A 10,861-nucleotide genomic window follows, 5' to 3' on the forward strand; every position below is an offset into this window, starting at 1 on the left:
AACTCTTCAGGTTCGAAAGGCGGTCGTTGAACTGTGCGTGAGTTGCGGATTCACGGGGACAATATAGTCGAATGTTACCGAGCGTTCGATCTTATCCTCGACAGCGTCAGCCCTCATTCACAGGAGCTGGATGCGGCTCCTCTTCACGCGCCGAGGCACATAGTTAGTCTGCAAGATGGGAGCCAGCTGGCGATCGCGATGTTCCCGGGCTACGGAAGGTGGTCCTTCGGGATAGAGGACCACCTTGCTGCACTGGGAGCGCCCCTCCCCGAAGCAACCGACGCTGTCATTACAGAACTAATCGATGGAACCGCGTTGGGGCAAGAATCACAAGAGCAGATTCTCCTCGCGATTGAGTTTTGCGGTGCCTTGCCCGCTGGGAATAATGCTTGGCAGCGGTGCGGCAGGTCGTTGAGCGCTGCGATAGTGGGAATGCCTTACCTTTATATATCCGAAGTCGGAGGGCACGAACACTCTTCGGATAGAATATTGAAGGCACCCCGATTTCCCAATCCGCTGGTTCCTTTGGCCTATCTAACCCAAACAGAGTTTTCGGCCACCTTCGCGCTTCCGGTGTATCTTCCAGCGCCCTCCGCTAGTGACGAGCTCAAGGAGGAGATGGCATCATTGCCCACAGTGAAGGCGCTCACAGCTCTAGTCCGGGCAGTTATCTTCCGCGAGAATTTCGAGGAATCTGTCAACGCCCTTAAGCAAGCTGGGCTTGAAGCAGTGGTTTCTGTGGCGGAACGTCGGAGAAAAAGGGAGATTTCGGCCGATGAGTGGCGAACTCTGGCCGCAGCGTCGTCAGAGGAGCGGATCGCAACTCTAATTCGGAAAGGGATAGAATGGCGTAAAAAGGTGACGATACCTACTACGCCTTCTTTCGACTTTCTCCACCGTCTGCTCCAAAAACACGGCGTCGCATGCGCCTCTGCGGAGATGCCCTTCGGAATAATCCCGGAAACTACGCGAGCCTCGCTGATCGAAGATCTACGTGAAAACGAATTCTACCGGAATGAGTCGCTGAGGCCATTTAGGTCATGGGTCACGAACGGCGAAGGCCCACTGTTAGTCGTCCTGGTGGCAGGGTTCAAACCAAAAGGGGACGATTCGCGCCCCGACAGGGGTCTTGTGCCACTTGTTAGGATGCTCTTCGGTCCCGACGTAGATATCTTGACAATCGTCTACGGCCCCGGTTCATTAGCGTCAATCAAACGGGCGAAAGAAACGCCGGAGCAAGCGGTCAGGGCCAACGGCCTGTGGGCTTCTGTCTTAACCCTTTCCGATCGCACATTGGTAGATGCGGTCAATACTCCGCTTCCAATGGATATTGATTCGAACAGAGTCTCGGCGCCCTTTAGGGACTCCGCAGTGCCGTCTCTATCCGCGGCTTCGCGGAATACGGCATACGGTGAGCATGATGTCGATTCAGTGATCAAGCAGTTGGTCAATCAGTCCGGCGGGGCGATGTTTGAGGGAATGTGTAACCCACCGGGAGGGGACTGGAGTGGAATTTCTTTGCTCGGCCCCACTGACGGAGCCGAGTTCAGATGGGTTTCACTCCCAAGGGTGTCTGGACCGCATAGGAAGCGACCAGACCACGTCTTGCAGGTGCGCTCTAGTGTTGAGAGCAACGCGCTTCTCAGCGTGGAGTCGAAAAACCGCCCCGTCGATTTCGAAAGCCGGATCGGGGAAAAGCTCCGTCGATACTTAGAGGAGTTAATCGAACACTCGCCGACAGTACTTCGGTTCGAAGAAGAGCCGTGGAGACTGGCAAAAGGTGTTGACATTGTATGGCCAGATCCCGGCTTAGCGAATACCCCCGTACTAGCGGTAGGCGCCTACTGTGCGAACTCCGCTAAGGAAGAGGCGTTGCACGTTTTCCGAAGCCACGACCTAGACTTGCTCCTCGCTATGGAATTCTCTTCAAGTGGCGCTTGTCTGATCCGCATTATTACCAATTCGACGGCGCGGCTCGCCGCAAGGTCCTTTGTTTCAGCTGCCGAGCCGCTAACTCCGTGGGTCGAAATTAAGGTGGACGCTTTCGCTGACGAGATCGAGTGACGAGCCCATAAGTCGAGTGAAGGGCGAGTGGCCGGTATTGACAGCAAAAGTGTATTTAGACGGTAATGGGGGGAGGCTCTCGCGGTATTCCCTTCCGCCCGCAGTGCCGTCGAGCGTGAGCATCCACTTGACGCCTCGGTCTGTCAGTGACTTGAGAACTCTACACAGCCGGTCAAAATCAAACTTCTCCGGCCGGTACCGGCCGCGTGTTCCGGCGTACGGCGGATCTAAGAAAACGAAATCACCTTCGGTCGCCCCGGAGACTGCCTGCTCGTAGTCTTCGCAACTGGTTTCTAGATTCTTTACTAGCGAGGACCACTCATGAATTATGCGGGTCAATGTATCGGGGTGAATTCCGGGTCGGCTATGATGCAACGAGTTGTTGAACTCGCCTCGCGAGTTGAACCGTATCAACCCGTTTACGCACGTTCGAGAGAGAAACAGGAGTTCGGCCGGAGTCTTTGACTTATTGAAAGACTCGCGTACCTGGTAGTAATATTCGTGGCCAGTTCTTTGGAGGCGCGTCCAATGAAGGCCGTAGTTCTCGGCCAACGCCGTCGGCTCGTCTCTGATCGCCTGCCAGAGAGACATCAACTCAGGCATAGAATCGCTGATTTTCCCAGTCGCTGGCCTAACTGCGGGAATCAGCGCCCCACCTCCGACGAAAGGCTCGAAGTATCTGTTGTGACTTGGGGCCATAGAGGCAAGCTGCCAGGCAACTCGTCTCTTGCTTCCACTCCATTTGATGACTGGAGGGAAGAGCTTGTTCTCAGTTCTCAATTTCTGCCTCGATTCGGTGCTTCGCCAGCTCGTAATAGTCTGGGTCTATCTCGTAGCCGGTAACGCGTAGGTTCGCCCGAATTCCCGAGATCATTTCGGAGCCGCTACCCGCAAACGGGACTAAGAGATGATTCCCTTCTTCGGCCGCAATTGAGAGCATCCGCTGGGACACCGCTAGTGGCTTTTGAGTCGGGTGTTTTCCGAGAGCAATTTCGCTTCGTTTTTTATTGTTAGGGATGTCCCAGACCGTTCGCATTTGCCTATCGGCTTTCTTCAATTGGTCGTTTGGGTAATACGCTTTCTTTGCGACGTCTGAGTTGAAGCGGTATCGGCGGTTTTTTTCGCCTCCGGTGTGGATCCAGAGAATTGTTTCATGACTTGCTGTTAGTCGCCGGTTAGAAAGGTTGGGGAATGAATTGCGCTTATACCAGACTATTTCATTGATTATCTCAAGGCCGAGCGCTTGGCATGCCACATTCACGAACCCCGAGTTGTGATAAGTCGAGTGAATAAAGATTGATCCTGTGTCTCGGACCAACCTCTGGACTTGGGTGAGGTATGCAATTGTCAATTTAAAGCTGTCTGCGGCGGTTATCAGGTCCCACGCGTGTCCGGCGATCTTCCACTCTCCGCCAAAGCGCTTTAAGTCGTGCTCGGCGGGTAAATTCCAGTTGGTTTGTGTACTTGCTCCGTATGGGGGGTCGACGATGGCGATGTCAAAGGAGTCGTCCTTCAAGTCCGCCATGGACCTAATAGCGTCACCATTGATCAGGTTAACTTGCTGGTCCGGGGACTTATATAGTTTCAAAGAAGGTTCCTCCCTAAGGGTCGGCCGTTTTCTTGGTGTTCTGGACGGGTGAGATCAGGGCCTTTATATCGCACGGGTATGACATAGGATGTGTGGCGCGACCCGACCGCGGGAGGTGTGTGTCCGTCCTCACTGACCGGGCGCCGCCCGCCGCGCGGGTCGGGCGCTACGTCTGGCAAGCTGCTTATCGGTAGGATCTGCTTCTCGCTTCTCTTGAAGCTAGCGCGCCAATCTTAGAGTGCCCCGAGTTGCCTCTACGAGCAGGCCCTCGGGGCGAGATCGACGCGGTGCGAAGTAGGCGATTTGGGCGTTGGACGTCGCAGAAAGCTGCAGCGTCAATGTCTTCGGGCTATCACCCCACTCAGGCCGGTTCTTACGCACGAGGTGATCGCGTACGGGCTCATGCGGTGGCCCGACCCGCCAGCCCCCGTCGATAAGCTACCCAGCCGATGCGCACGGATTGGCGGGCTCTCCGTCCTCCTCGTTTTGTGCGAATCGACCTTAGGCTGCGGCCACGCTGCGCCCGATCCCCGTCGCGGGTCTTAGGCTTGCCCGGACGACCACGAGGCGGCGTACCTCGGCGTTGTCCCCGCGGAAGGCCCGCGACGGGTGAACGCCTTCCTTGCCGATGACGTCGTAATAGTCAGCATGGTGACCATCTCCCTTCGCCCCGCCGCGGCCTCATCACCCCCCGCTCCTAGACTGTCCCCTCGGCGCACGAGCCGCCGTCACCGACAGTCCACCCACCGCGAGGAGCCCCACGTGGAGTATGCGCAGATCGAGGCGCTGCGCGAGCGGCATCCCGCCTGGCGGATGCTGCGCGCCACGCACGCGCCGCTGCTGCTCACGGTGCTGTGCCGGTTCTTCGTGGAGGAGGGCCGGGGCGCCAGCTCCGAGGGGGAGCTCGTCGCGGCGCTGGACGATCAGCTCTACGCCATCAACGCCCAGGATCCGGAGAACCCGCGGTTCCTGCGCACGGCCGCCGAGTACCTGGCGGACTGGGCCGGCCCGGAGGCGGGCTTCCTGCGCCGCTTCTATCCGCTGGGCGCGGACGAGATCCACTACGACGCCACCCCGGCCCTGGAGAAGGCCTACGCCTGGGTGCAGGGCCTTGCCGAAACCTCCTTCGTGGGCACGGAGTCGCGCCTGCAGACCGCGGTGGACCTGCTGCGTCAGATCGCGCAGGGCACTGAGTCCGATCCCGCCAAGCGCCTGGACCAGCTCGAGCGCCGCAAGCAGGACATCGAGCGGGAGATCGACCAGCTCCGCCAGGATCCGCAGTCAGGCCTGCTGGACCGCACCGCGGTCCGCGAGCGCTACCAGCAGTTCGCCACCACTGCCCGCGAACTGCTGGCCGACTTCCGCCAGGTGGAGGAGAACTTCCGCGCCCTGGACCGCTCGGCGCGCGAGCGCATCGCCACGTGGCAGGGCAGCAAGGGTGAGCTGCTGGCCGAGCTCGTCCACGGCCGCAGCATGATCGACTCCTCCGACCAGGGCCGCAGCTTTCAGGCCTTCTACGACCTGCTGCTGTCCACCTCGGGCCAGGAGGAGCTGTCCATGCTGCTGGATCGCATGACGGGCATCGAGGAGGTCGGCGCCGACCGCCGTCTGCGCACGGTCCACCACAGCTGGGCCGAGGCCGCCGAGCGCACCCAGCACACGGTCCGCAGCATCTCCGAGCAGCTGCGCCGCTTCACCGACGACCAGGTGTGGTTGGAGAATCGGCGCGTGCTGGACCTGGTGCGCCAGATCGAGACCACCGCCCTGCACCTCCGCGAGGGCGAGCTGCCGAGCTCTGGGCTGGAGCTCGAGGAGACCAGCATCGACGTTGCGCTGCCCACCGACCGCCCCCTGTTCACCGTCCGTCCGGCCTCCGAGGTCAATAGTGACCTGGAGCCGGTCGAGGCCGAGGAGGTCGACACCTCCGTGCTGGCCAACCAGGTCGTGGTGGACCCCGCGCGCCTGGCCACCCGCATCCGGTCGCTGATCCCGGTTCACGGCACCGCGCGGCTGGAGGACATCATCTCCCTGTACCCGCTCCAGCACGGCGCGGCGGAGATCGTCGGCTACCTGGCGCTGGACGAGGACGATCTCGAGGTGACCACCCACGAGCATGAGGAGACCGTGATCGAGTACCACGAGGCGGGCAGGCACATGCGCGCGACGATGCCGCGGGTGGAGGTCACCCGCCGATGACCGCCTCCGGATCCAGCACCGCCGACCATGCCGTCGGGGACCGTGTCGCCGCCGGCCGTGTCACCCCCGAGCGCGCCGTGGCGGTCAGCGCCATCCGCCTCATGCAGGGCGTCGTGTACCAGGAGTCCGACGCCTGGGACGACCTGGTGCGCCACCAGGGCGCCGTCCGTGACCACTTCGCCGTCGTAGGGCTTGAGGTTGTTGTCGACGACGACGAGGGCTACGCATACCTGCGCACCGCCGACACCCCGGAGGGCGAGAACGCTCTTCCCCGGGTGATCCGCCGCCGCACCCTGACGTACGCCGACAGTCTCCTGTTGGTCCTCTTGCGCAAGCGCCTGGCCGAGTTCGAGTCGGCCGGTGATCCCGGGCAACTGGTACTCACCCACGACGAGATCGTGGAGTTGATCCAGCTCTTCCTTCACCGCAGCACCGACGAGGCGCGCGAGCAGCACCAGATCGACGCCTCCATCAACCGGCTCGTGGGCATGGGTTTCCTGCGCCAGCTCAAGGACCGCAAGGGGGAGTGGGAGGTGCGCCGCATCCTCAAGGCCTACGTGGACGCCGAGACGCTCTCGGACTTCTCGGCCAAGCTCGCCGAGTACGCCGACGCGGGCGCCGCGGACGAGAGCACCGCCGGCGCCGACGCGGCCGAGACCCATGACAGCGCCCACCACGCGAGCGAGGACATCTGATGACCAGCGGCCTGTTCTCCTCGGTGGAGCTGGGCGGAGGCGAGCGCCCCGGCTTCCGCCTGGCCCGCCTCGAGGTGCTCAACTGGGGCACCTTCGACTCCCGGGTATGGAACCTCGAGCCGGCGGGGGAGACCCTGCTGCTCACCGGCGACATCGGAAGCGGCAAGTCCACCCTGGTGGACGCGGTGAGCACGCTCATGCTGCCCTCGCACCGGATCGACTACAACAAGGCCGCCGGCGCCGCCCGCAAGGAGCGCACCCTGCGCTCGTACGTCGAGGGCCACCACAAGACCGAGCGCAACGAGGCCACCGGCAGCGTCCGCTCGGTCGGGCTTCGCGACGGCCACTCGTACTCGGTGATCCTCGGCGTCTTCCGCAACGAGGGGTACGGCGAGGAAGTCACCCTTGCCCAGGTCTTCCAGCAGCAGGAGGCCACCGGCCAGCCGTGGCGGCGCTTCATCACCGCCGACCGGGCCCTGTCCATCGACCCGGACTTCACCGGCTTCGGCTCCGACCTCGGCGCCCTCATCACCCGCCTGCGCGACAGCGGGGCCGTGGTGCACAAGGACTTCCCGACCTACGGGCGCGCCATGCGCCGCCTGCTGGGCATCCGCTCCGAGCAGGCCATGGAACTGTTCCACCAGACCATCTCCATGAAGTCCGTCGGCGACCTCAACGAGTTCGTCCGCACGCACATGCTCGAACCCGTGGACGCCTCCGCCCGCATCGAGGGCATCCTGCGCCACTTCGAGGACCTCACCCGCGCCCACGACGCCGTCACCCGCGCCCGCACCCAGCTCGCCGCCCTCGAACCGCTGGTCGAGCAGATCCACACCTACGACACCGCGCTCGAGCGCCGCGAACGGCTGCGCGAGGAGCGCCTGGCACTGCGCCCGTACTTCGCTGAGCTCCGCCTCGCCCTGCGCCAGGCCGAGATCGACACCCTGACCACCGAGGTCGCCTCCGCCAACACCGAGGTGGTCCGCCTCCGGGAGAAGGCAAGGGAGCTGGCCACCGAGAGCGAGGCCCTGGTCACCGCGCGCGCCGAATCCGGCGGCAACCGCATAGGCGACCTGGAGCGAGATGCCGCCGCCGCCCGGGAGCAGCTGGAAGATCGTCGTCGTCGTCGGGATCGGTTCACCGACGCGGTGACCCGCGCCGGCCTGGACCCCGTCACCGACGAGGCGGCCTTCACCCGCCTGCCCGAGGCGATCGCCGCACGTGAGGCCGAGCTGGACTCCCACGGCGTCGACCTGGCCACCCGCCACAACGCGCTGGTCATGGAACACGGCGAGCGCAAACGGCAGCTGCGCGAGGTGCAGCAGGAGCTGAGCGGGCTGACCGGACGGACCAGCAACCTGCCCACCGAACAGCTGCAGGTGCGCGCGCAGCTGTGTGCTGAACTCGGCTTGGACGCCGCCGAGCTGCCCTTTGCGGGCGAGCTGATGGACATCGCCGCCGAGCACGCCCAGTGGCGCGGCGCCGCGGAACGCGTCCTGCGCGGATTCGCCCTGTCCCTGCTCGTGCCGCAGGAGCACTACGCCGACGTGGCCGAGTGAGTGGATTCTCGCCGCCTCACCTCCCGCCGCGCCGACGGCCGCGAGGTGGGCGTACGGCTGGTCTACGAGCGGGTCCCCGAGAAGCACGTGCCGCTGCAGCGGCCCCAGACCGACGGGCTGCTGCTCGCGGACACCGTGGAGATCGCCGACTCGGCGCTGCGCGGCTACCTGGCCAAGGAGCTCTACGCCCGCGCCGACCACCTCTGCGCGCAGACCATGGAGGAGTTCCGCCGCGCCGACCGCGCCGTGACCGTGCATGGGCAGATCCGCTCCCGTAACCGGCACGTCAAGGACGACCGCAGCTCCACCACCGACGCCCGGAACTGGGTGCTGGGCTGGCGCAACGAGGACAAGGTCGACGCGCTGCGGGCGCGCTGCGCCCGGCTCGAGACCGAGGTCGCCGAGCTGGCCGCCCGCCTGGACGCCGCGACCCGCGAGCAGAACGACGCCGGCCAGGCACGCACGGCGCTGGTGCGGCTGGCCGAGTACCCGTCCTGGCGGGACCTGGACTGGGCCGAGGCCCAGCAGCGCGCCGACTCCGCCGAGGCCGAGCGACTGCGCCTGGTCCGCGGCAGCGACGAGTTGTCCGAGATCGACCAGCGGATCGCCGACCTCGACGCCCGCGCCGCCACCGTGGCCGACGACGAGCGGGAGCTGTCCGACCACCGCAGCCGATGGCAGAGCAGCATCGACCACGAGCAGCGCCAGATGGCCCGCGACCAGCGCGTGCTCGGCGAGCTGGACGAGGCCCTGCTCGAGTCGGCGCGCGAGGTGTACCCGCGGCTGCGCGAGCGGCTCGGCTACGGCGAGGACCCCGGTGCCGAGCTGGCCCAGACCGCTGACGAGGCCCATTCCGCCGAGGCGGCGCTGTCGGATGCGATCGACGCCGACCTCGAGCGCGCCCAGCGCGAACTCAACGGCCTCACCACGCGGATCCACCAGGCCATGGCCGAGATCCGTCGCACCTGGCCGGAGCAGACCAAGGAGATGGACGCGGCCGTAGCCGCCCGCGCTGAGTACGTGCGGTTCCACGCTCGACTGGCCGACGACGACCTCCCTCGCTTCGTCGACGAGTTCGAGAGCCAGCTGCGCAAGAACACCATCCGCGAGCTCGCCGGCTTCCATAACTGGCTGCTGCGTCAGGCCGATGACATCGGGCAGAAGATCGAGAAGACCAACGAGGCGCTGGGCGCGATCGACTTCAACCCGGGGCGGTTCGTCCGCCTGGACTGCGAGAACACGGTCAACCAGGAGGTGCGCCAGTTCCGCGCCGACCTGCGTGGGATCACTGACGACGCGTTCGGCGGCGACGGGCAGTACTCCGAGGGCCGCTACGAGCAGGTGCGCGCGATCCTCGAGCGGCTCCGCGGCCGCGAGGGTCACAGCGAATCAGATCGCGCATGGCGACTGCGCGTCACCGATGTGCGCAACTGGTTCACCTTCTCCGCCTCCGAGCGCGACCGCGAGACGGACCGGGAGTTCGAGCACTACCGCGACTCCGACGGCAAGTCGGGCGGGCAGAAGGAGAAGCTGGCCTACACCATCCTCGCCGCGTCGCTGGCCTATCAGTTCGGCCTGGAGTGGGGAGCGGCCAAGGCGCGCGACTTCCGGTTCGCGGTGATCGATGAGGCCTTCGGCCGCGGCTCGGATGCTTCCACCCGCTACGCGCTGGAGCTGTTCGCCAAGCTGGGTATCCAGCTGCTCATCGTGACCCCGCTGCAGAAGGTGCACGTGATCGCTCCGTACGTGCGGACGATCGGCTACGTCGACAACGTGGAGGGCCGCTACTCGCGGCTCGTGCAGATGACGACCGAGGAGTACCAGAAGCAGAACGGGCTGGGCTGAGGAGCGGCCCGAAAGGGCCGATCTCAGTCAGTTCGTCGCGCGCTATCTGGCCGTCGGCGGCAGTAGGTTGGCTTTCATGGCCCCACATCAGAGCGACTCGGCAGTCCAGAGGGATGCCGAGATCGCGATCGTCGACGCCCTGGCGACCAAGCTCAAAGTGGCGCTGGTCCGTGGGGGATCGCTGACGCTCAGCGGGGGAGTGCGCATCCACCTCGACGCTCGGAGCGAAGACGGGAAGTTCGCGGTGGAGGCGTACGCGCGACAGGGAAGGCTCAAGGGCGGCCAGCTCAAGAAGATCGCCCAAGACGTTCTGAAGCTCGCGCTACTTCGGAGCGAACCGGACTACAGCGACGTTCGGCCGATCATCGTGTTCGCGAGCGAGGAAGCGCGGTCGTCGATCACCGGCTGGGTCAAGCATGCCGCCAGCGCCTTCGGCGTCGAGCTTCACGTGGTCGACATCGATCCGGGTCTACGCCACGCCATACTCGCGACCCAGCGTCGGCAGAGGATGGTCAACGTCTACCTGACGGCCGTGGCAGACGACCTCACCATTGACGAATGAGACGGGTCGCCCACCGCCCGAATGATCATGGCCGATTCCACGGACTTTCCCTGTCGCGGAGAATCCACGAGCCGAAGGCGCGTCAGGGCGTAGCTGAAGGCCCACGCGCCGAAACTATCGCTGACCTGGACAAACGGCCGCGATTTTGCTTTGCAGACAGGCCCGTGTAACTTTATCGGAGCCGCCAGGGAGCGGGGCCGGAACGAGAGAGACGGCCCAGCGAGCAGGTGGCGAGCCGGAGTAGGTGAGCGGCGGTCCTGGTTTTGACTGGGGCGGCCGGGAGACTTACACTGGAGAAGTTGCCCCGAAATGGGCAGCGAGCCCCGCGAGACGGTGACTGTGAGGTCGTCGT

Annotated in this window: 8 protein-coding genes; 6 read left to right on the top strand and 2 right to left on the bottom strand. The window is 64.2% G+C overall.

Translation table 11 applies throughout. The annotated features are described in order from the left end of the window. Positions 1–33 precede the first annotated feature (33 nt). Positions 34–2,064 (top strand): hypothetical protein, encoded by a 2,031-nt coding sequence (locus DPA01S_RS16695; protein WP_153038650.1) that lies wholly within the window; start codon positions 34–36, stop codon positions 2,062–2,064. On the opposite strand, the gene DPA01S_RS17525 is transcribed toward DPA01S_RS16695, so the two are convergent. Then, positions 2,011–2,844, bottom strand: a complete 834-nt coding sequence (locus DPA01S_RS17525) for a DNA adenine methylase (protein ID WP_198150707.1) — start codon at positions 2,842–2,844, stop codon at positions 2,011–2,013. The genes DPA01S_RS16695 and DPA01S_RS17525 overlap by 54 nt on opposite strands. Further along, positions 2,834–3,589, bottom strand: coding sequence for a DNA-methyltransferase (locus tag DPA01S_RS16235; RefSeq protein ID WP_083961554.1), 756 nt, complete (start codon positions 3,587–3,589; stop codon positions 2,834–2,836). Before DPA01S_RS16235 ends, DPA01S_RS17525 begins: the two co-directional genes overlap by 11 nt. An 825-nt stretch (positions 3,590–4,414) precedes the next feature. On the opposite strand from DPA01S_RS16235, the gene DPA01S_RS02955 reads away from it, so the two are divergent. The 5 genes from DPA01S_RS02955 (at position 4,415) to DPA01S_RS02970 (ending at position 10,509) form a co-directional block, all read left to right on the top strand. Continuing rightward, a complete protein-coding gene (locus tag DPA01S_RS02955; protein ID WP_061913919.1) occupies positions 4,415–5,848 on the top strand; it encodes a DUF3375 domain-containing protein in 1,434 nt (477 codons plus the stop codon). Next, the gene (locus tag DPA01S_RS02960) at positions 5,845–6,543 is read left to right on the top strand and encodes a DUF4194 domain-containing protein (RefSeq protein ID WP_061913921.1); all 699 of its coding nucleotides are present in this window, start codon (positions 5,845–5,847) and stop codon (positions 6,541–6,543) included. The genes DPA01S_RS02955 and DPA01S_RS02960 overlap by 4 nt, the downstream gene beginning before the upstream one ends. After that, complete coding sequence (locus DPA01S_RS17530; protein ID WP_311200971.1) at positions 6,543–8,102, top strand: ATP-binding protein; 1,560 nt, start codon at positions 6,543–6,545, stop codon at positions 8,100–8,102. The genes DPA01S_RS02960 and DPA01S_RS17530 overlap by 1 nt, the downstream gene beginning before the upstream one ends. Then, on the top strand, positions 8,103–9,947 hold the full coding sequence (locus DPA01S_RS17535) for an ATP-binding protein (RefSeq protein ID WP_311200970.1): 1,845 nt from the start codon (positions 8,103–8,105) through the stop codon (positions 9,945–9,947). A 76-nt stretch (positions 9,948–10,023) separates the two neighbouring features. Further along, a complete protein-coding gene (locus DPA01S_RS02970; protein WP_061230082.1) occupies positions 10,024–10,509 on the top strand; it encodes a hypothetical protein in 486 nt (161 codons plus the stop codon). Positions 10,510–10,861 lie beyond the last annotated feature (352 nt).

This window comes from Dietzia papillomatosis NBRC 105045, from assembly GCF_001570845.1.
Taxonomy (GTDB): Bacteria; Actinomycetota; Actinomycetes; order Mycobacteriales; family Mycobacteriaceae; genus Dietzia; species Dietzia cinnamea.